Source organism: Wenyingzhuangia heitensis (assembly GCF_011762155.1).
Classification (GTDB): domain Bacteria; phylum Bacteroidota; class Bacteroidia; order Flavobacteriales; family Flavobacteriaceae; genus Wenyingzhuangia; species Wenyingzhuangia heitensis.
Map to the genome: position 1 here is coordinate 308919 of NZ_JAASQL010000002.1, position 24086 is coordinate 333004.

The following is a 24086-nucleotide window of genomic DNA, read 5'->3' on the forward strand; positions in this document are numbered from 1 at the left end:
GCTAAAACAAAACAAAATTTAGTTTTTAGGCACAAAATCTTTCTTGTGTCTTATGTTTATGTCAGGTTTATGATTGGTTAATTTCTTCTTTCCATTCGGATATTTTACCAAACTAAAACTGTCATACAACCCTCCTTTAGAAGTGTAGGAGTTGTAGTTTAAAGTATTATTGTCAATCGTTATTATCTGAAAAAGCTGTGTGTATTCCCCACGCTTTACCATCCATTCTTGATTTTGAGATTCGTACATTTTAGGGCCACTCACAGATACTGCATAAATAGCACCAGAATTTTCTACCACAGTTTTACCCAAACCTTCGTTAGATGCATAACCTCTAGCATAAGTATGATCGTGTCCTTGTAGAATTAAGTCTACCCTGTATTTGTCAATTAAAGGCTGTATCATTTCGCGCAATTCTTTATTGTCTCTACCTTTTTTGGTAGAAAAAATAGGGTAGTGCATGGTAATAGTTGTCCACTTTTTGTTGTTGTGAGACAATATAGAATCTAACCATTTTGTTTGTGCATTTCTAGAAACTTTGCTGTTGATAAAACTTTGAGCATCAATAGAAATTAATTTCATATTTTGATAATCGATTGCATAACAAGTTTCTTTTAACTCTTCTAAAGGACCATTTTGAGGCAATGTAAATTGAGGTCTCCACAAAGCAGATAAATTTTTACGTCCTGTGGTTCTATCATATTCATGATTTCCTGGAGTCATAATGCTAGGTACGGTTGCGTGAATAAAACTTCCTGCATAAAACCATTCACCCCATTCTCTGTCCGATTCGCTATGGTTGATTAAATCTCCTGCGTGTAGCATAAAATCAACCTCTGGCATCATTTTATACGATTTACGAATTATTCTAGACCACATAGATTTTACATCATTCTGAGCATCTCCAAAATAGATAAAGCTAAAAGGAGTATTTATATCTTCAGAAGGTGTTTTTATTTGAAACCATTCGCTCCAAGTATCATTGTTATTGGCACCATTTCCCACACGATATACATAGGTAGTACCGGGTTCTAAATTTTTTACAACAACAGAATGATAAGCGGCTTTAACCAAAGGTTCTTGGTCTCTAGTGTTTTCTAACTGTATAAACTGACTAGTTGCTTTGATACGTTTTACTTGGTGGTTTAATAAAAAATCAGGACCATGAGTTTCTTTAGCAATTTCTATATAAGCAGTGTCTATTTGTTGATTTGTTCTCCAGTTTACAGCAAAGCTACGAGCAGGGTTTTGGGTTAAATTAACAATAATTCTGTCTGGGGTAGCAGACGGGAAAATTAATTTATGGGCAGGTACACCTGATTGATAATTGCTGTGATTATGTGTATGTTCCTCATGATGATTGTTGTGAGAATTTTGACGACAAGAGATACATACAAAAACACAGAAAATTAAGAATGCTATTTTTTTCATTGTAAATATATTTTGATGAAAGAGGTTGTTAAAAAAAACAGGAGTTATAAACTCCTGTTTTTAGAATTGTTTACTTATTGTAACAGCCAAGTTTTAGACCACTGATCGTTAACAGCAGGGACTAGTTTTTCTATAGCTTGTAACATGTTATCTTCGTTATAAGAGTCTGTGTAAATAAATCTTATAGGAGTTTGTTGACCATTGGTTCCTGAAATAATATTTTTGTTTAAATCTGGAAATCCTGTTCTTATCCAATCAAACCAAGATTCGCTTGTAAGCCACAATGCAATCCATTTTTGATGTAGGATAGGCTCTAATTTATTAGTGGCACCGTCATAGATACTTTTGATTGTTGAGATGTAGGCTGTTTTATCAAAATTTACAAGTGTGTTGTTGTTTTTATCATAAACAGCATTTGTATCACCATCAGCAATTTCATATTGTTCTAAAGACAATTCAACCCCTTTTTTGTAATACTCATATGCATTGGTTGTAATGTAACTACGTACGCTTGCTTCTGCTAAAATAAACTGTACTTCGGCAGCATTCATCAATGTAGCTTTTACCAAAGGATTGCTATTATCAGCATACATATCAGTAAGATAAGATGTGTGTGGGTTAGATCCTTCATTTAAATAAATACTTCCATCTAGCTCGGTAATTTTACTTTTAAAATCGCTAACAGTTCCCCCCAAGTTAAAATCGTTAGGAGCACTTAATGCTATAGATACTCCTACAAATAAATCTGTATTGATATCGTTTTCTTTGTCACCATCTGTATTAATGGCATTGATATCTTCGGTTATATAACGTTTTACTTTACCGTTTTCTAAAACAACTTGATTGGTAGCTCCTTGTGCCAATTGTACATCTACAGGTTTTATCCATTTTGTTAAACGTGGATCTTTTAACTCTGTCAAATCATTTACAATAGTTGCGGATGGTTTTCTACGATAAAATTCAGAACGATTGCTGTAGTTTAAAGCACCACCTGACCAGCTATTATTGCTGTCTGTACCTATAAAACCAATTACAGCATTGTCGCTATTGTTTTGTAGAATAGGAAATTCACTAGGATTATTTACTATGTTAGAAATTTCTGAAGCTACATTAATACCAGAGTCTCCTTTTTCTGACAATCTCATGCAGAATCTTAATTTTAAAGAGTTGGCTAATTTTCTCCATTTTTGACCATCTCCATTGTACATTACATCTGCACCTGTAGCTTCTTCACAAATTCCTGTATTTTTTAACAAGGTATTTGCTGTTTCTAAATCTTTTAGTATTCCTGCAAATACATCTTTTTGAGAATCATATACAGGTTTAAAAAATTCATCACCTCCTTTTTCTCCTTGTAAAGCTTTGCTATAAGGAATGTCTCCAAAGGCAGAAGTTAAAAAACCAAATTCATAAGATTTTACAATCAAAGCCACTGCTTGATAATAATTTTTTACTTCGTCTTGCTTTTCTGTTTCAGCACGTTCATAAATGTATTGACTATCTTTTAAGGGTTCATAATAATTGCTAAAATCATTAGCACCCCACTGGTAGTTGTTTTCTTCGTAGCTGGTAAAATCTCTTTGTAAATATTGAGTTGCAGCAGACAATTCTCCTGCTTCATAAGAAAGTCTAGTTCTTATTTGTGCAGATTTGGTAATAATACCTGTTAATACATATTTAATATCTACTTCGGTATCTGGAAGTGTATTTGGGCTTGTATTTATTTCGTCTAAAGATTCACTACATGCTGAAGTTATAAGTGCTAACAGCGATAATGATATTGTGATTATTTTATGTTTTATTTGAGTCATCTTGATTTTATTTAAAAAGTAACATTAAGTCTGAATCCCATAGGTATTGACCAAGGAGCTAGGTTCCATTTTTCAAAACCTTGATTTCCGTTGTCATGAGCCAATTCTGGGTCTATTCCTATACCTGCTGCTGTCCATAACATAACGTTTTTAGCATATACAGATAAAGACACATTTTGAGCAGAAATATAGTTTGCTATGTCTTTTGAGAATTTATAAGTAAGAGTAATATCTCTCATTTTAACAAAAGAAGCATCGTACATAAATGCGTATCCTGTTCTCCAAAAACTTCCGCTAGACTCTACCACTCTATACGCATCAAAGAATTTTGTATCAGCTCCTCCAAAATTTTCGGTATAAGTTCCGTCTCCATTGTCTATAACACCAGGAAAAAAGGCACCGTTATGGTTTCCGTTGTATTCAAAACCACCCAAAGCTTGGTTTCTACCACCAACCCAAACATCGTTATCTCTGTAGCGAGGGTTGTTTTTAATTTCTTCTGCAAGAGCATCTCTATCTCCGTTGAAAGAATTTGCATTTAAGACTCCAGAAAATGTACTTGAACTAATTCCGTTTTTCCAATTTTCAATTTTACCAGATCTCGCCATTCTTTTCATAGATTCTGAAAAGAATTCTCCACCTTGTCTCCAGTCAAAACTAGTAGAAAGAGTAAAGTTTTTATAAGTAACTGCAGTATTAAAACCAACAGTAAAATCGTTGTTAAAGTTTCCTACCTTAATTTGGTTTTCTTTGTTTCTATCTACTTCCCATCGTCCGTTAGAGTCTAGTATGTTCCATCCTTTGTATTCTCCTTCTTCAACTTTTTTAATGTAAGGAGAATATAAATCACCTATAATACCTCCAACTCTAGTAAAAGCCCCCATGTCTGTACCTCCTCCAAAAGAAACTCTATCAATACCGTCTACCAATTCTACCAACTTACTTTGTTGTTTGGTAAAGTTTGCATTAATACTCCATTCAAAATCTTTAAATTTAACAGGAATGGCATTAACACCTAATTCGATACCATAATTTTCTACATTACCTGCATTAATGGTTGTACTTGTGTAACCCGCTAAAGGAGAAACATCCACATTTAAAATTTGGTTTTTGTTTTGAGTTTTGTAGTACGTAGCATCAAACCCTAAACGACCGTGAAATAATTTTAAATCGGTACCAATTTCATAAGAGGTAGCAATTTCTGGTTTTAAGTTAGTGTTTGGCATACTAGTAGGTAGCGAGTATGTAAAATCATCACCCCAGTACCCTTGAGATAATGTTGGACTAATCATATAAGGAGAAGTGTCTTTACCTACTTGTGCCCAACTAGATCTTAATTTTACTAAAGAAACCCACTCTGGCATGTCTATAAATTCTGAAAACAATACACTTGTAGAAACTGAAGGGTAAAAATAAGAACGGTTTTCTTTAGGTAAGGTACTAGACCAATCGTTACGTGCAGTAATATCTACAAAAGCATAGTCTTTGTAACTAAGCGAAACCAAACCATAAACACTGTAAATAGCCTTTTTATAGCTAGCACTCTCATAACTTAATCCCCCTCTAGATACGTTAGACAATGTATATAGACCAGGCAATACCAAATTGTCTCCACCACTGTTAATAGAGTAACCGTTTTGGTTCATTAAATTGGCACCTACAGAAGGAGCAATGTGAAAATTATTGATCTTCTTTTTGTATGAAAAAAGCACATCTATGTTAGATTCTCTAGAGGTACTGTTGCTAATATTATAAGAACCTTTAGGCTTGCTACTTCCAAAACCATCATAAGACCAAGGTTTTATAATTTCTGTTTTGTTGGTGTTACTACTGTGAGAAACTCTAGCCATTGCATTAAAATCTGGAGTAATTTTCCAATCTAATTTTATGTTTCCAAAACCTCTTGTTTTGTCAAACTTGTTCTTTCTTTCGTGTGCAGAAAACCAAGGATTGTTGTACCCTTCGGTAACTTTATTTTGTTGTGCATTTTTAACCTCCCAGTAATTCCCTTTTAAATCGTTTACATTAATATGAGGTGCAATGTTATAAATATCAAAATACTGATCGTTACCTCCAATAGATTTTACAGGATAATTGTCTGATTTTGGATTGGAAAGATTAATGTTGGTAGATAATTTTACTTTATCAGTTATTTTAAAGGTCGTAGCCAAATTAAATCCAATTTTATTTAATTCTGTACCAGGAGAATATCCTTCTCCTTTTAAATGTGATAAAGAAAGACGAAAATCTCCTTTGTCATAAGCACCAGAAACACTTACGTCGTTAATTTTTGTAATTCCTGTTTTAAAATAATCTTTTAAACTATTGTCATAAAAATTTAAAGGCTTTTCTTCACCATTGGTGTTCCATTGTACAGCAGAAGTTCCTTTTTCTGCTCCGTACCAATGTTGCCAAGTAGCTTCATCAAACTGCCCTTTTTTACCGTTTGTAAATCTATTTTGTAAATCAAAAAACTTGTAAGGAGTGTTAAATGTTGTTGTTGTGTTAAACGAAACACCAATACCTCTTTTAGGGCTTTTCCCAGATTTTGTAGTAATTAAAATAACTCCGTTACCTGCTCTAGAACCGTACAAAGCAGCTGCACTAGCTCCTTTTAATACAGAAATATTTTCTATATCCATAGCACTAATGTCTCCCATTACATTTGTGTCTCCAATAGGAGAACCGTCAATCACTACTAATGGTTGATCGTTTCCTGTTAAAGAAGTTTTACCTCTTATGTATACAAAAGTTTCGTTGTTTAAGTCGTTTCCTCCTCTACGAATATCTACTCCAGAAATTTTGGCAGACATTCCTCCCAAAACGTTTTCTTGAGGAACTAAATTTATTTTTTCTGTATTTATTTCCCCAACAGAATACCCCAAAGCTTTTTTCTCTCTTTTCATTCCCAAAGCAGTAATCACCACTTCGTTCATGTTTTCTACAGAGGCTTCTAAAGTAATATCTAAATTGGTTTGATTGCCAACAACAATTTCTTGAGGAAGCATTCCTACATGAGAAATAACTAAAACAGTTTGCTTGTTGGGTACTGTAATATTAAAAACACCATCAAAATTAGTTAACACTCCTGTGCTACTATTTTTAATGATAATATTAGCACCTGGCAATAACATTCCGTTAGTATCTTTAACAGTTCCTGTAACTTCTACAGGTTGCTGTTGTTGTTTTTGTGTAAGTGGAGCAGGAGCTGTTTTTAGAATTATATGCTTGTCTGCTATTTCGTATACTTTATTGGTGTTTTTAAAAAGTTGATTTAAAACGATTTCTACTTTTTTATTAACAACATTAATACTCACAACCTTTTGGACATCTATGTCTTTAGTATTGTATAAAAATTTATATTCTGTACGAGCTTCTATTTCGTCCAAAACCTTTTCTACGGTTACTTTGTTAAGATTTAAAGTAATTTTTATATTCTGGTTGTTGTTGCTGTTTGCCTGTATTGTAAACATGCTAGCAACTAAAAATAAAGTGGTTAACTTAGTTTTTAAGTTAAATTTTAGAGCGTGTAAAGACAAGCTCTTGATTTGTGTAAAAAATTTCATATTTTTGTTTAAAGTTTTTTTAGTGGTAATTTTATATCACTTTCTTATAATGGAAGATGTTAGAGCATCTTCCGTTTTTTTTTGCTCTTTTTTTATGTCATACAGATTGCTTTTTAATGAATAGTAATTTGATTATTTTTAGTTGTATACGTAAAATTGTAACTTTTTTTAAATGTGTTTAGTATTTTATAAATGTCATCTTCATGGGTGTCAAAACTGGCATTAAAATATTCTAGGTTTAATTCTTTATTGTTGTTTGTTATTTGAATATTGTAGGTGCGTTCTAGTCTTTTTAAAATATTTTGAAAAGGAATATTTCTAAAAATAAGTAGACCTGTTTTCCAACCAGTATAAATTCTAGTATCTACTTTTTGTTTGGATATGTTTCTGCTTTGCTCGTTATAAATTCCTTTAAAACCAGGAGTTAATAGGGTTGCTGTTTTTGGGTGATATTGTTCTTGATCATACAAACCCACCAAACCTTCTACCAGTACAGTTGCTATATTTTGTTCTTCGGGGTATGCAGATATATTAAACTGTGTTCCCAAAACACGAACTTTTAAATTGTTGGCCGTTACTACAAAAGGATGTGCAGAATCTTTGGCTACATTAAAATAAGCTTCTCCTTTTAACTTTACTTTTCTTTTTTGATTTGTTGCTAACTGCGTAGGATACTCTATAGTTGTTCCAGAGTTAACGGTAATACAAGTTCCATCAGACAAGACCAACTCAAATTGTTTTCCGTAGGGAACGCTTAATTGATTGTATACAGGTTTTTTTGCTGCTGTGGTGTGGTAAACAATTCGGTTTGCCTGTTGTGTTCCTATTTTATGTCCATGAATGTCTAGAATTTCCCTAGAGCTATTTTCATTAAGAACTTCAATTTCTCCGTTTGCTAGTTGAAGTGTAATTTGATCGACATTAGCCATCAATGTATTTTTGGTAATATTTGTTTGATACAGGAAATACCCAGATGTTAAAAACAAAATTAATATAGCAGCGTATTTAAAACTTAGGTAAATAAGTGTGTTTCGTTTTTTAGTTTTTGTAATTCTAACTGTTTCTTTATTGATAAAATCTTGATAGTTGTTTTGTGTAGAAATACTATTTGCTGCATGGTGTATTTGCACATATTCTTTAAATAGTTCTTTATGGTTGTTTACTACTATCCAATTTTCTAATAGTTTTATTTCCTGTTCGGTAGCATTGCCATTTAGGTAGTTAATAATACTGTTTTTTATTTCTGATGAAATCATACTTTTTCTTTTATATAGTTATGACATTGCCAAAAATAAAAACCCTAGAAATAGAGTGTTATCAGTATGTTATTAGAACGTTGGTAAATTGTTTCTTAAGTGTTTTAGGCTTGTAAACACTGGGGTTTTGAGCAAAAATAATGTTTTTTTAAATCTTGTTTTTTTTATAAAATTTAAAAAAAGGATTGATATAATTAAAAATCCGCTCAAACAATTTAACAGAATTGTTTGAGCGGATTTACATAAATCTTGTAAAAAAATAAAAAGTTACATTCTTTCTGGAACTTCAATTCCTAATAGATTAAAGGCAGATTTTATAGTGGTTCCTACTTTGTAAGACAATTGAGTTCTGAATACTTTAACAGACTCGTCTTCACAACCTAAAATGTAAGAGCTTTGGTAAAATGAATTGTATTCTTTTACCAAATCATATGTATAGTTGGCAATTAAAGCTGGACTGTGGTTTTTTGCAGCCAATTGTACGGTTTCTGGATACAACTGTAAAGTTTTAACAACCGCTAACTCTTTGTCAGAAATTTCTATGTTTTGTTTTTGAGTATAGTCAAAATCAGCTTTTCTTAAAATAGACTGAATTCTAGCGTAGGTATACTGAATAAATGGTCCTGTGTTTCCGTTAAAATCTATAGATTCTTTAGGATCAAACAAAATACGTTTTTTAGGATCTACTTTAAGAATGTAATATTTTAAAGCTCCCATACCAATAGTTTTGTACAATTCCTCTTTTTTGTCATCAGAATAACCTTCTAGTTTTCCTAATTCTTGAGAGATTTCACGAGCTGTGTTTACCATTTCATCCATTAAATCATCCGCATCTACAACGGTTCCTTCTCTAGATTTCATTTTACCCGATGGTAAATCTACCATTCCGTAAGACAAATGATACATATTATCTGCCCAAGAAAATCCTAGTTTTTTTAAGATTAAGAACAACACTTTAAAGTGATAATCTTGCTCGTTACCAACAGTATAAGTTAATGCATTAATATCAAACTCTTGAAAACGTTGTATGGCTGTTCCTAAATCTTGTGTTATATAAACCGAAGTACCATCACCACGTAACACTAATTTTTCATCCAAGCCTTCATCTGTCAAATCTATCCAAACAGAACCGTCTTCTTTTTTATAAAAAACACCACTGTCTAAACCATCTTGTACACAATCTTTTCCTAAAAGATAGGTTTCACTTTCGTAATAGTTTTTATCAAAAGTAACCCCTAAGTTTTTGTAAGAAACTGCAAAACCATCATATACCCATTGGTTCATCGTTTTCCAAAGGTTTACTACTTCTGTATCTCCAGCTTCCCATTTACGAAGCATATCTTGTGCTTCTAGTAAAAGAGGGGCTTGTTTTTTAGCTTCTTCTTCTGTTTTTCCTTGCGCAATTAAAGCGTTTATTTCTTCTTTATAAGCTTTGTCAAAAGCCACATAGTAGTTACCTACCAATTTGTCTCCTTTTAATCCAGTGTTTTCTGGAGTTTCTCCATTCCCAAATTTTTGCCATGCCAACATACTTTTACAAATATGAATACCACGATCGTTAATAATTTGAGTTTTGTATACTTTTTTACCAGAAGCAGCAATAATTTCTGCCACAGAAAAACCTAATAAGTTGTTACGTACGTGTCCTAAGTGCAAAGGTTTGTTGGTATTTGGAGAAGAGTATTCTACCATAACAGCTTTGTCTGTAGGAGCAGGAGTAAGGGTTCCATAATTTTCAGTAGCATAGATTTCATAAAAACTATCTACAAAGTAACTAGGGTTTATAGAAATGTTTAAAAATCCTTTTACCACGTTAAAATCGGTCACTAAATCGATATTGGTTTTAAGGTATTCACCAATTTGAGTTCCTATTTGAACCGGATTTCCTTTTACAAATCTTAAAAAAGCAAAAACAACAATGGTAATGTCTCCATCAAACTCTTTACGTGTTGCTTGGAATTCTACCGTTGGAATTTCAGTTTCAAAAATTTCTACAAATGCTTTTTTAACAGCCGTTTCTAAATGGTTTTGGATACTCATTTTTGTTTATTTCTATTGAACGGCAAAAGTACGGAAATAATTAATTTTTGACTACTTGTTAAATTTAAAATTATATAGGCTTTTAAAAAAAAGGAAAGTCTTATAAATTATGTCTTTTGTTTACCAATTTTTATTTAATTTTTTGGTACAAGTGCCTTTGTCAGAGGTAAGTTTTACCCAATACATTCCTGTTGATAAATTACCAATATTAATGCTGTTTTGAGAATTATTTATAGATTTTTGAATTAAAAGTTATCCGTTTTCGGTAAAAAGTTCTAATGTAGCTTCTGTAGAATCATTTAAGTCTATAGATAAGTTATTTTGTGCTAAATTAGAATCTATAGGTGTTTTGTCAGTAGTGATGAAATTTGAGGAATTGGCTATTATAGAGCCAAACCCTTGCCATATATAAGCTTCTTTATAAGCCTCTAAACTATTTGTAGGAACGTGCAAGGTGCAAGCATCAAGATTTGTGTTTCCTGCAAACACGTTTGAGGGAAGTGTTAATGGAGATTGAATACTACAAATTATAGACGTTAGTTTTGGACACCAAGCAAAGGCAGACTCATCAATAGAAATTACTGAATTTGGAATAACAATGGTGCTTAAATTAGAACAGCCATCAAAAACAGATTCTTTAATAAATGTAATAGAATTTGGAATGTTAATAGAGGTTAAACTTTCACAATCATTAAAAGCAAATTCACCAATAGAGCTTATAGAATCTGGAAGGGTTACAGAAACTAAATTGGAACAATTGGTAAAAGTAGAATCTTCAATAGTTGTAATATTATTTCCTATGTTTAGGGTTGTAATATCTCTGTTGTATTGAAAAGCGGTTTCGCTAATTTGGGTAACATTGTAACTTTTTTGTTTGTATTCAACAATTTCAGGAATTGTAATAGAACCAAAATAGGTATTACTTCTAATAACTTTTACAGTTGATGGCGATGTTATTTCGTAAGAAATACCAGCTAGTGTAAAAGGAAAAATATCGGTTATATGGTTAAATTTCGCCCAGGTTTTAGAAGCTTTATATATTGAAATATTTTTTGTAGGAACGATTAACTTACAAGAGTTTAATGGAACGTTTTCAAAAACATTTTCAGAAATTACTATAGGAGATTTACTATTACAAACAACTTGAGCTAAATTGTAATTATTAGCAAAAGCCTTTTCTTCAATAACCACAATAGAGTCTGGAATACTCAGATTCATTAAATCGTAATAATTTATAAAAGCAAAAGCACCAATAGCAGTAACATTGTAATTAATGTTATTATACAATACTGTTTTGGGAATTGTTATAGAAATAGCATCAAACTTGTTTTTGTGTGAAATTACTTTTACTGTTGAGGCTGAGGTTACTAAATAGGTAATTCCTTCAGTATTAAAAACGGTAGCGTTTATTGGTGTATTTGTATTCATAAACATGAATTTTAATCCGTATTTACTAGTTTTTTATTCAACTCTTTTTATTAGAGGTTTGTGTAACTAAGTAAATTGTCTTTGTTGGAATACAAATTTATTGCATAGAAAAAAAAACGACTACCCAATTAAGACAAATCAGTAGCCCAATCGGGTAAATGTTAGTTAAAAACCACACATTTTTTTATTTTAAATGTTTTTTATAAACTAGCAAAGCTTTTAAAGGACAAGGTTTTGGTTAAAACTTAATTATCTATATTGTTTTTATTTTATCCTAATTACAAATTGTATTTAATTCTTGATATTCAGATATTGATACAGTTGAAATTTCCTGATTACTTGAAATTTTAATACAGGTTAAATTTGAGTTTCTATCTACCCTTAAATCTATTAATTTTTGATTGTTACTAACATCAAGACTAGTAAGCAAATTATTAGAGCTATAAAGGTGTGTTAAACTATTGTTATTTTCAATATTTATGTATTGAAGCTTGTTGCCAGAAATTAACAAAGTTTCTAACAGTTTATTAGAGCTAAAGTCTACAGTTGTGAGCTGATTATGTGTTAATAACACATTTTTAAGATTTAAAGCATCATTGGTGTCAATAGATTTTAATAGGTTATCACTAATAAGTAAATCTTCAATAGATTTATTTTTAATACTAATTCCTTCAAAGTTATTGTAGGATACATTTATCTTTTTTAAATGTAATAATTTTGATAAGCCATTAATAGAACTCAGTTCATTTGACTGAATATCCAATAAAATTAGGTTTAAGTTGTTGCCAATATTAATATTGGTAAGATGGTTTCCATAAAGTAATAAAGTATCTAATTTAGTGTTAAAACTTAAGTCAACACTTTTAATTTTCTGTCTAGCCGCAGACAATAATGTTATGTTTACAAATCCTTCAATTCCTGTCAAATCGATTATTTCACCAAAATCGGCAGAAAGGTTTAAATTTAATTTACTTACTCCTTCAGCATCTGATTTTAATATTTGTTGGTTAATGATACCGTCTGAATCTATACCTTGTTCAATTAATTTTGTTTCAAAATGAATATCAGGAATCTTTAAGTAAATATCATTTATCGGATTTTGGGTTTCATCGTCATTTGAACATGATACAATGTGAAATAGTGCTAGGATAATAATTGTGTAAGCTTTATTACTATAGGTAATTTTCATTTTTTGATAGGAGTCTACAAGACGATATTATAGTTAGAATGTTGCAAAAGAATATCAGGTTTAACGTTTTTTAGAATTATTGCCTAACGTATTTTGCTTGTTATTAAAAACCCCGCTATGTTTTATGAGCAGTTGTTGGCTAAAGTACTTTTTGTGTTAAAATAGTATATAATTTTTCATTTACATAGTAATTTCCCGTACCCAATTTTTGTTTTGTTAGAATTCCATCTTCCGCAAGTTTATTTAAGTAATTCGCTGCTGTAATTCTAGATACACCTAAATCTCTTTCAATAAATTCAATTTTTGTATAAGGGTGCTGAAATAAATTATTTAATAAATCTTGACTATAAAACTTATAATTATCTCTAATTAAATGTTTATACTCTAACATTAATTTTTGAATGTCTTTTATTAAAATTATGGTTTGTTTAGAAGTTTGCTCAACAGCTTGAATAATATAGATTAACCAATTTTCCCAATTATCTGTAATTCTAACTTCTTGTAATAATTCATAATATTTAGCTTTGTTTTCAATGATGAATCTACTTAAATATAAAATAGGTAAGTCAAGCAAATCTTTCATTACTAAATAAAGTACATTTATAATTCTTCCAGTTCTACCATTACCATCATAAAAAGGGTGTATGCTTTCAAATTGATAATGAATAATAGCCATTTTTACAATTGGGTCAAAATCTGATAAGGTATCGTCATTTATAAACTGCTCTAAATTTGACATTAAATCTTTGATTGTATCATAATCTTGTGGCGGAGTATATACAGTTTCACCTGTTTTGGCATTTTTCAAAGCAGTTCCTGAAACTTTCCTAAAACCAGCATTGTTTTTTTCTAATTCAGATTGTATTTCGATAATGTCATTATTTGTTAAAATATTCCTTTTTGAAATTAATGAATATCCAATTTTTAATGCAGAAATATAATTTTGAACTTCTTTAGCATCTAATGATTTTAGTCCGTCTAAATTTAATTCGGCTTTGTAAAGGTCATCGTGAGTTGTAATGATATTTTCAATTTCAGAACTGTCCTTTGCTTCTTGTAACCCTAAAGTATTTATTAGGATATTTTCATTAGGAATACTAGACACCAAACCTTTTAATTCGGCTAAAGCTCTATGTGCTTCATTCAGTTTTTTAAGAACATTTTTAGTTTCAATGTCTTTTTTTAAAGGAAGTTTTTCAAGTTTGAAATCATTCATATGATAAGAAATTCTATTTTTCTTTACAAAGATAGTTTGTAATGATAAGAAAATCCATTTTTCTATACATAATAATTTAGAATAATAAGTTTATTGACTTTTTGATACATTAAAATTCTAGCGTACTGAGGTATTTTTGCCAACGTTTAGTATATGGAAAGTAGGGCAGTTGATAAGCACTATATTTCGGGTTTAACACTTAGCTAAATATAAATATTTTGTTTTTAATTTTCGTTTAAATACCAAATTTTATATTTAGCGGACTTTGTAAATAAACACAGAACTTTGGAGTTAGAACAAAAGCCCTATTTTTTATATACATTGTTGGGCACAGTTATTTTAATTTATCACATATAATTTTCAATGTTTCAATTAAACTGTCTACAAGGAATTTTTGAGGTTGTTTTTCGATTTTCTTTATTTTCTTTTCAAGAATGTTTTTTAATTGACTTAGGAATATAATATCTGCAGATAGAAAATCTTTAATATTTCCTGCATTATATCTTCCATTCATAAGTTCCTCAAAATTAAAAAGCTGTTTATTATCAGTCTTTAATAGAGCTATCGATAATTTTTTTGAATCAATATTTTTAAAAATCTCATTTGAAAAATTATTCTTTTTAAAAAATAAATTTAGTTCTTCTGTATTGTTATTATTTAATAGTAGAATTAATTCATTTGCTTCTATTATATTGAACTCACTTTTTATTTCATCGTGTATTTCTTTTATTTTACGTTTAAACTTATTAATTCTCTCATCTTCATCTGCAAAGTGCATTAAATTTCTAATAGTATTTTCTTCTATGTTTTTTTTGTTTTTAGCAATTTCTAATCCAGTGTTAAGTAGTTCTGAAACTTTATCTACAGTTATTTCTAAAAGGTTGTTTTCAGAGAAGAAATAGAAAAATTTTGTAATTGCTACATACTGATAAATTGTATATTTTCCTTCTGTAGCAAATTTTAATACACTTGAAGATAATTCAAGAAATTCGTCATTAGATAATTCCCTAAACTTATAATTTAGTAGTTTATTGAAAGAGTTTTCTTCAATACTTATAATTTCTGGATAACGATTAGATATTTCTTCTTTTAATTGTACTTTATCTAAATATCCCGTCAATATAAAAGTGAAAATTGATGGATAAAAATAGTATTCATTAATTCTATCAATTAAATAAGTATCATATAAAATTTCAGCATATGATTTTGAATTGTCTTTATTCTCATTATTCTTTTTCTTAATTTCAAATAGATGAGGGAAATTTTTATCTATTTTTTCAAGACCTTTAGAATCACTATATTCATTAGATTTTAATTTCCCAAGTTTAAATTCAGTAGTAATTATTGCTGAAAAAATTAATATTTCTCTAATAAATTGGTCGTTTATATCTTTGATATATGGAAATAAATATTGAATCTCTTTAATATAAAAAGATACTATTCTTAGATTAGATATATTCCACTCTTTAAAAACATCAATGATTATTTTTTTGTATTTAATTAAGAAATTATGGAAATCTGAATTTTTAGTTTTTTCAAATTCTATGAATGTTGAAATTGATAGTTCAATATTTAACTCAAAGTTTAAAGTTCTTCCAATAACTTTTTCTTTTATATTACTATATCCTTCTTGAGATTTATTAATGTTTTTTTCATCAGCAAATATTATGGTTTTGAGATATTTGTGTTCAGTGTAATTATTAATAAAGCCTAAAATTTCTTGAATAGGTATTTGGCATCTTTCTAAGTCATCAAAGCAAATGACATATTTACTAAAATCAAAAAAATCTAAAAAACCAATTCCTTTGAATAAATCAGTGAAATTTGACTTTGTGAAAAATTTTGCTAAAATATTGGCTGAATTTCCAAATATTTTAAGTCCATTATTAAGTTTCTTATTTTCTTTTTTTTCTATAAAAGGAATAATTTTTTGAAATAATTTTTTCTCTATTTCTTGTATTTCAGCTATACCGTTTAAAGAGATATAGATAGTTTTATATTTTTTATTTTCAGCTACTTTGGATAATTCATTTTTCCAAAAAAATGTTTTACCACTTCCCCAATTACCGTTAATTAAAATCGCGTATTGAGTATTCTGTTCTTCAAAATAATTTTTTATAATTACCTTGATGTTTTCAGTATTCATAGATTTTTTTTGTAATTGTGCCCAACACCTGATAACGCTACCAAAAGTATGTATATTTTTAAATATAGCGTAGATGTTGTTTTTAGGTAAAGCTAAGTATAAATAGTAATTAGTTAAAAGTTTACTTTTCCACAAACCTTAAAAGTTTTTAACAAATGTTATTTTACTGTCACTTCGAGTTCATTACGGAATGTAATGGAGTAATGAGTATCGAGAAGTATTTTATACAAGTAAGTCCTGTTCTCGATACTTTTTTTACTTCCGTTTTACTATAGCAAAAGAAACTCGAACTGAAAGAATGTGTTTTGAATTAAGCATGTTATTACAAGTAAGTCCTGTTCTCGATACTTTTTTTACTTCCGTTTTACTACAGTAAAAGAAACTCGAACTGACAGAAAGTTTATAACTACTTGAGTTGATAATAAGTTTTAAAACACAAAAAAGCGACTTAGAAAAAATCTAAATCGCTTTTTACAAAAGGTTTTAAACAGTTGCGATTACTTTAATCTTTTTAAAAGAATTTCGGCAACCAATTCAGACGATGCAGGGTTTTGTCCTGTAATTAGCAATCCATCTTCTACTGCATAAGATGCCCAATCTTCTTTTTTAGAGTAAATACCTCCGTTATCTTTTAGCATATCTTCTACCAAAAACGGAACAATGTTGGTTAATTGCACGGCTTCTTCTTCACCATTTGTAAATCCGGTTACTTTTTTCCCGCTTACTAGCGGAGCACCTTCCTGGTTTTTGGTGTGTTTAAAAATGGCCGGTGCATGGCATACCGCTGCTACAGGTTTGTTGTTTTTATAAAAATCTTCTATCAGAGTAATAGAGTTGTTGTCCTCTGCCAAATCCCATAAAGGACCATGACCTCCTGGATAAAATACGGCATCATAATCGTTGTGATTAATGTCTACTAGTTTTAATGTTTTAGATAAAATTTCTTGTGTTTCTTTATCTTTATTAAAACGAACCGTTGCTGGGGTTTGAAAATCGGCTTCATTACTTTTAGGGTCAATAGGTGGCTGACCTCCTTTAGGTGAAGCTACAGTAATTGCAATTCCATGATCTTTTAATAAATAATAAGGAGCTGCAAATTCTTCTATCCAAAAACCTGTTTTATGTCCTGTGTTTCCTAAATCTTCGTGACTTGTTAATACAAATAATACTTTTTTCATTTGAATGTTGTTTTTAATGTTGGTACTTACTTTTTTGGCAGTTTTATGCTCTTTTGTGCTGTTGTTACAAGAAGAAAATAAAGCGATTGCCATTGCTAATAATGCTATTTTTTTCATTTAAAAAATAATTTGTTTTGTAAGTACAAGATTAGGATGTATTAAAATTTAAAAAATTGACCTATGGTAATAAAATTAGTCTTGTGTTAATTCTTTTCTAATTCTACTTAAACTCTCTGTAGTAATTCCTAAGTAAGATGCAATGTGATAGTTTTTTACATTTTGTTCTATATTTGGATATGTAGTTCTAAAAGAAACATATCTTTCTTTAGCAGATGCTGCTAAGTTTGACAAAATCCTTTTTTGAAAACTAGCAAAAGCCTTTTCCATTTTTTTTCTAAAAAAAGTTTCTAATTGAGTAGTTTCAGTAAATAGTATCTCCATATCTTTTTTAGATATTCTATACAGTTCTGCATCTTGAAGAACTTCAATGTGCATAATAGCTTTTTCGGTGCTAAAAAAAGCAGTATAATCACTAATCCACCAATCATTAATAGCAAATTGCAAAGTATGTTCTTTGCCATATTTGTCTATGTAATAGGTTCTTATGCACCCCTTATAAACATAATATTGATAGAGTACCGTTTCATCAGCCCTTAACAAAGTATCTCCTTTTTTTAGATTTATGGTTTCAAGTTTACTTTCTATTAGGTCTATTTCATTGTTAGGAAAAGAGATTCCTTTAAATATTTCTGATAATATTGAATTATTTTGATCCATTTATTTTAATGTAATAGTGTGGGTAAATACAAAGACGTGTTTGTTAAAAAATATAATTCATAACCAATTGATATTGAGTTGTAAAAAGCATAATAAAATAGTTCTTTTTGTTTTTTAAAGACTATATTAAATTAGAGGGTATATATCAATCCAATTTTATTTTTTCTTTTTGTAATACTCTTCTATAACCGTTTTTCTACCCATTGTTTTGGTGATGATATCTTTGTCTAAATCCCACCCTCTGGCAGGTGAATATTCACGTCCATAATAAATAATTTGCAAATGTAATTTGTTCCAGGTATGTTCTGGAAACAAACGTTTGGCATCTTTTTCTGTCTGTTCTACATTTTTACCATTGGTCAACCCCCAACGATACATAAGTCTATGAATGTGTGTGTCTACCGCAAAAGCAGGAATGTTAAAAGCTTGACTCATTACCACACTTGCTGTTTTGTGTCCTACTGCTGGCAATGCCTCCAAATCTTTAAAATTAGCAGGAACTTCTCCGTTGTGTTTGTCTATTAATATATGAGATAAACCGTGAATTCCTTTAGATTTCATAGGAGATAATCCTACAGGTTTAATAATTTCTCTAATTTCATCAACTGTTAATTTTATCATATCATATGGATTGTCTGCTTTTGCAAACAACTTAGGTGTATAAATATTAACACGTTCATCGGTGCTTTGTGCAGACATTAACACAGCAATTAAAAGGGTGTATGGATCTTTATGATTTAATGGGATTGGAGTCTCTGGATATAGCTTTTCTAAAGTATCTAATACAAATTGTACTTTTTCTTGTTTGTTCATTTATTTAAGAATAACGATAGGTTTTGTTTTTTGATTTACCTTGATATAGTAAATTCCTGATGTTAAATTATCTGGTAAAGCTAAGATAGTACTATTGTTCGTTTTGTTAAATGTAATTTTGGTGGTTTTTTGTTGCAATCCATGAATACTGATTAGATAAAACTGATCCGTTTCTTTTGTATTAGATACGGTTATTTTATTTGAGGTAACAGGGTTAGGGTATATGTTAAATTTATGAGTAGGTTCTATTTCTGTTCCAAAATAAGAAAGCGCAAAATCATAAGCATCAATACCAATTTTTTCTCCAATTAATCGACCAGGTATATCATCAACAGGAGGGTGTATACCACCCCAAATTCTTGATAAACTTGTTTGGTCAGAAGCATCTCTATAAGTTGCCCATTGTAAAGTTACGTCTACAGATGGACCTTTTTCAAAAACTAAAAATTCATTCTTTAATGCTTTAAACTCTCCCATTCCTCCGGGAAAATATTCGTCTCCAGTGACTAAAGTCATTACTTCTGCAGCAGCTCTAGAAAACGTGGAGTGTCCAGAAATAAACCCTGCAAAAGGAGGAGTTACAAAAGAAGGTCTTTGGTAAGGCCACCAGTTTCTTGCTAAAATCCATCCAACACCTGCAACATCTTCTTTGGGATTTTTAATATAATCATGACCTCTCCAAGATTTTAGTTTAATTTTTCCTACATTTTGGTTGTTGGTGCCTCTAAGTTCATCTCCTTCTTTTATAGTTTCTATAAATCCTGGTTTAAGAGGAATTCCTCCAGGATGATAATTGTCTAATTCTTTATGGGTGCTTTGTCCTAATTTGGCCATGTATCTAATGGCAGAAATGGGTCTAATATAATCTGCCCACCCCTTAATACTCCATGCAGATATTGCTGCATCGTGCATAGCACCTGCAAGAATAAAATATGTTTTTATGTCCCATTCTAAATCAGATAAGGTATCACCTTTACCATTAAATTTTTTAACCATTAATGGGTGGTCACTAACATAGTTTAAAATGGTAAACCAGTGTCCGGGTGGGGTTTCAGAATCAGGTCCATCTGCCCAAAATTCTGCTAAAACCCTTGCATAATCTGCTTTAGGAACTATTTGTGGTTCATAAGCTTGTTTTGTTATAGGGTTTATTGTGTGTCCTTTGCTAATATCACCCCCTTTTTCAGCTTTGTAAAAATGAGTGTATTCAGCATAACTATTAGGTAATTCATCAAGATCTATGTTTCCCATTGAGGCAGGAGAAATGTCTAGTTTTTCACCGTCATTAGGATCTAATTGAGCGCTCCATAGCGCTACCAAAGAAAAATTCCATTTGTAAAGTTCACTACTTTCATTAATGTTGATAGTATCTAACTGAGGAGGAAACTTAGGCAGGTGATAAACAGGATAATTTTTATTATCACGTTTCATCATATTTTTATCAGATTCTGAAAGTGAAAAAGGAAGAACATTTCCCCATTCTGGACTTAAAAAATTAGGAGTGCTCTTGGCTAGGTTCCCACTTTGATCAATAAATTTAGTAAACGCTAACGGTTGCCATCTGTTAGGGTCTTTAACTTTAACAGTGTCTTTTTTTAAGCTTAGTGTTAGTGCTTTGTTTTTAGGCTTGTAATATAGATTTTTATAATCATTTTGTTCGTTGGAGCCATCTGTCAATCCATAATTAATTATTTCAGAGGCAATATAATTTCCTAAACTAGCAGGATCTCCACTTTCATAATCTATAGAAGTATTATTTGTGTTGTATCCTAGTTGTTCCATAATCAAATCAAATTTTTTTAAACTGATTTTTGCTCCAGGAGAATTTTTAAACCTATGCGATAATAGTTTATAAGCAGCGTAGGAAATAGCTTTATCTCTATCTTTTGGGTTTAAGTTGGTCTGTGGAAAACTAGTAAAAGCACTGGTGTAATTGTGAACTGTATTTCCAATTAAATAAGAACTAGCCTTTTGATTGTATATAGCCCAGGTATCATAAATTGCAATAGCAAAATGAAATAGGTTTCTGGCATGTACTGTGGGTCTTGCATAATCTTTTCTAATAGCTTCTAAAAGAGCTTCGTTCCAAATTCTAGCAATGGATGAATTTTTAGTACTTGTGTTTAAAGAGAGCTGAATGTTTATTTTTTGCTCGGTAGATTTACAATCATTGCTGTTTTCTGTTACAGAAATTTCTCCGTGTTTTTCTAGTCCCCACTTTACGGTGATACTATTTGTATTGTTTCCTTTAGTAATTATTCCTCCGGTAACATTCCATAACAAAGAGGTGTTTTCTTTTTGATTGTAGGTGTATGTTTCTTCTTGTAAAGCAACAGCTGTAGTATTTCCTATAATTTTAGCAGGGTCAAGATAACTACAGGTACCATTGTCTTCTGTGGCTAAAGGATTGTAAGTACATGAATTTGGATCGGTACATCCTTTTATTTTGTTGCTAGGTTGTATAGAAAGGTTGGTAAAACCGTTGGCTTCTGTAAACTTTAATTCAACATTGGTTGCTAAATTGTTATAGGTATCGATGGTTCCAGATGGCCACTTTATTTGTAGTTCTAAAATTTCTTGTTCTTTATCTAATCCAAAATGTACAGGTTTGTCACTTTGAGAAATAAAACTTACTCCGTTGTAGTAACGTTTATAAGTTTGGTTTTTGGTTGTAAGTGTAATTTCGGTTCCATAAGCACTTTTGTTAGATAGTGTTCCTTCTAAATGTAGTTTTAGCCAAGTGTTATTTTGATGGGTTGCTGAATTTGTTTTGTTTTCAAAAAAGAAGGGTTTGTTGTAGCTGTTGGTAATAAATATGTCTAAATCTCCATCATTATCATAATCAAAACTTAATACTTCAGAGCTTATAGAAGCTTCACCAAAATTTAGAGTTTCTGTTCGGTTAGAAAAAAGTGAAAATTTTTGTTTGTATTCATTTCTAAAATAGGTGTTTTTTTGAGGGGTCCCAAAAGAAGAGCCGTTGGTAATAATTAAATCTTCATCTCCGTCTAAATCAAAATCATCCATAGTGCTTCCCCATGCCCAATATTCTGGCCATTTTGCACCTTCGGGAATTAAAACACGATTCTCTATAGTAACATCAGAAAATTGATGGATTCCATTGTTTTTAAAAAGGGAATTTTCATTAATACCGGTAATAAAAAAATCAAAATTACCATCTAAATTAAAATCATTTATCACAAGAGACATGTCATCAATCTTATTGTCTAAGCCATACTCACTCGCTTTTTCGGTAAAACTATTTCCGCTGTTATTTATATAAAGTCCGTTTTGTTTTTTTAGATCGTTAGAAATATATAGGTCCATCCATCCATCTTGATTAAAATCGAAAGGGAACATGGTATAACTTGCATTTTTGTCTGTTAATAGATGGTTTATTTTATTGGAAATGTTTTTAAAAGTACCATCTCCATTGTTTTCGTACAAAGTATTTTGTTTACAGCCGTTCCAATCATTTATAAAAAGATCTAGAAAACCATCGTTATTATAATCAAACCAAGTAGCACCAGTATTATTACATAGGTTATTTTTTAGAATTCCGGCAGCCTCGGTTACTTCTAAAAACGTTCCGTCTTGTTGGTTTTTATAGAGCAATACATTTTTGTGGTTTGTTAAAAATAAATCAGGATAACCATCGTTATTATAATCTCCCCAAAAAGAACCGTATTTATAGCCTTCTAATCCAGCGGTTCCTAATTCTTGATCATCAATACCATCGGTTGGTAATATATTGTTTAGTCCAGCAGAAATGGTTACATCTGTAAAACGACCATTGTTTTCATTTCTAAAAAGTTTGCTGTGTGTTTTTTCATCCCCATTAACGTCTTTGTGTTTAGAAACAATAAAAAGGTCTAAATCATAATCTTTGTCAAAATCAACAGTAGAGACACTATTGTTGTCTTTTAAATTTTCTAAGCCTGTAATATTTTCTATTCTAACTAGTTCTTGAGAGAAAACGATAGAATTAATAAGTAGAATAAGAAATAGAAAAAATAGGTGTTTATTAGGGTTGTTAAACATTATTTTAAGTAATATGATAAATTATTTGGGTAAAAATTATCAAATTACGAAAAAATACGAGTTTTTAAAGAGAATAAAAGAAAGGTTTACTTTAAATGATTAATTAATAAGGATTAAAAATAACAGCAGTTAGCTTATGGAGGAGTAATTGCTTAATACATTGTGAATAAAATTTAATTTTTTATAGACCGCTTTAGGAATTACAAAGGGATAAATGTCTGACAAGCCCATAGCTCTATTTAAGCTGTTAGCCATGCAGGTTAAAGCTACGCTAGAATCAAAAATAGTTTTAAAGCTAGTAGTTTCATACGGGTTTGGACAAATTGCTTTGGTAAGATTTTTTAAAGGATATTTTTTTAGTTTAAAAGAAACACCAAAAGCGTTTGCAGTTTCTAGGGTATCCATTAAGTGTAAATAATGTGCCCAAGATTCTGCCCAGTCTTCCCAAGGATGAGAACTTGCATATTCGCTAATATAATTTTCATTCCACTTAGTTGGAGCTCCATTTTTATAGTGGTTTTGTAAAGCTTCTCCATAGTTTATTCTCTCATCTCCAAAAATAGCTCTGCACTTGTCTATATTGTTTTCATCAAATAAAAGATCCCAGTAATAATGACCAACTTCGTGTCTAAAATGGCCCAACAAAGTTCTGTAAGGTTCATTCATTTGTTTTCTTAGTACTTCTCTATGAACAGAGTCTGCTTCGGATAGTAAAATGGTAATGACTCCATTGGCATGACCTGTAACTGCTTTTTGTTTGTTGTTTTCTGATAAAAAATCAAAGGCAATTCCGTTTTCTTTTTCAAGTTTAGAAAAAATAGGTAGTTTTAATTTTAGCAATTGATAGATTAAACGGTGTTTGGCAGGTTCTAAGTTTTCCCATTTGTCAAATCCATTTAGGTCTTTAGGGTTGGGAACTTCTCTATTAAGAGAGCAAGCAAGACAAAAATTCTCTTGATGACTACCTGCAACAGACCAATTACAAATGTTTAACGATTGATTTTTACACAAATCATTAGGCTGTAATTGTTCATTTGCTTCAAAACTTTCGGTCATTGGATTGTAAGAAACATGTGTAAAACATTTTTCACATTGGGTATTTTCAAAAAAAATAGGATTTTGACAATTTGGGCAGTTAAAAGTTTTCATGTTTTTTATATAAATAGCCTAAGGTTAAAACGATAAAGGGTTGAT

Annotated in this window: 15 protein-coding genes; all 15 read right to left on the reverse strand. The window is 30.5% G+C overall.

Annotation, left to right across the window (positions count from 1 at the left end; translation table 11 throughout):
- Positions 1-18: 18 nt before the first annotated feature.
- Positions 19-1431 carry a purple acid phosphatase family protein gene (locus FHR24_RS09950; protein ID WP_167187764.1) on the reverse strand — a complete coding sequence of 471 codons (1413 nt, stop codon included), beginning with the start codon at positions 1429-1431 and terminating at the stop codon, positions 19-21.
- 74 nt (positions 1432-1505) lie between these two features.
- Entirely contained in the window at positions 1506-3242 is a 1737-nt protein-coding gene (locus FHR24_RS09955; RefSeq protein ID WP_167187767.1) for a SusD/RagB family nutrient-binding outer membrane lipoprotein, read from the reverse strand.
- Positions 3243-3253: 11 nt separating this feature from the next.
- The gene (locus FHR24_RS09960) at positions 3254-6808 is read right to left on the reverse strand and encodes a SusC/RagA family TonB-linked outer membrane protein (RefSeq protein WP_167187770.1); all 3555 of its coding nucleotides are present in this window, start codon (positions 6806-6808) and stop codon (positions 3254-3256) included.
- Between the two features lie 113 nt (positions 6809-6921).
- Complete coding sequence (locus tag FHR24_RS09965) at positions 6922-8064, reverse strand: FecR family protein (RefSeq protein ID WP_167187773.1); 1143 nt, start codon at positions 8062-8064, stop codon at positions 6922-6924.
- Positions 8065-8331: 267 nt separating this feature from the next.
- A complete protein-coding gene (gene argS, locus FHR24_RS09970) occupies positions 8332-10104 on the reverse strand; it encodes an arginine--tRNA ligase (protein ID WP_167187776.1) in 1773 nt (590 codons plus the stop codon).
- A gap of 120 nt (positions 10105-10224) precedes the next feature.
- Positions 10225-10350 carry a T9SS type A sorting domain-containing protein gene (locus tag FHR24_RS15780; protein WP_167188319.1) on the reverse strand — a complete coding sequence of 42 codons (126 nt, stop codon included), beginning with the start codon at positions 10348-10350 and terminating at the stop codon, positions 10225-10227.
- Between the two features lie 6 nt (positions 10351-10356).
- The gene (locus tag FHR24_RS09980; RefSeq protein WP_167187780.1) at positions 10357-11532 is read right to left on the reverse strand and encodes a leucine-rich repeat domain-containing protein; all 1176 of its coding nucleotides are present in this window, start codon (positions 11530-11532) and stop codon (positions 10357-10359) included.
- A gap of 274 nt (positions 11533-11806) precedes the next feature.
- Complete coding sequence (locus FHR24_RS09985; RefSeq protein WP_167187783.1) at positions 11807-12721, reverse strand: hypothetical protein; 915 nt, start codon at positions 12719-12721, stop codon at positions 11807-11809.
- A 139-nt stretch (positions 12722-12860) separates the two neighbouring features.
- Positions 12861-13937, reverse strand: a complete 1077-nt coding sequence (locus FHR24_RS09990) for a Fic family protein (RefSeq protein WP_167187786.1) — start codon at positions 13935-13937, stop codon at positions 12861-12863.
- Positions 13938-14271: 334 nt separating this feature from the next.
- Complete coding sequence (locus tag FHR24_RS09995) at positions 14272-16083, reverse strand: P-loop NTPase fold protein (RefSeq protein WP_167187793.1); 1812 nt, start codon at positions 16081-16083, stop codon at positions 14272-14274.
- Positions 16084-16580: 497 nt separating this feature from the next.
- Entirely contained in the window at positions 16581-17378 is a 798-nt protein-coding gene (locus FHR24_RS10000) for a type 1 glutamine amidotransferase domain-containing protein (RefSeq protein WP_167187797.1), read from the reverse strand.
- A 75-nt stretch (positions 17379-17453) separates the two neighbouring features.
- Positions 17454-18038: a Crp/Fnr family transcriptional regulator gene (locus FHR24_RS10005; RefSeq protein WP_167187800.1), complete on the reverse strand. Its 585-nt coding sequence runs from the start codon at positions 18036-18038 to the stop codon at positions 17454-17456.
- A gap of 156 nt (positions 18039-18194) precedes the next feature.
- Positions 18195-18851 (reverse strand): endonuclease III domain-containing protein, encoded by a 657-nt coding sequence (locus FHR24_RS10010; protein WP_167187803.1) that lies wholly within the window; start codon positions 18849-18851, stop codon positions 18195-18197.
- Positions 18852-22892, reverse strand: coding sequence for an FG-GAP-like repeat-containing protein (locus FHR24_RS10015; RefSeq protein WP_167187806.1), 4041 nt, complete (start codon positions 22890-22892; stop codon positions 18852-18854). It abuts the gene before it with no gap.
- A 129-nt stretch (positions 22893-23021) separates the two neighbouring features.
- Entirely contained in the window at positions 23022-24041 is a 1020-nt protein-coding gene (locus tag FHR24_RS10020; RefSeq protein ID WP_167187809.1) for a zinc-binding metallopeptidase family protein, read from the reverse strand.
- Positions 24042-24086 lie beyond the last annotated feature (45 nt).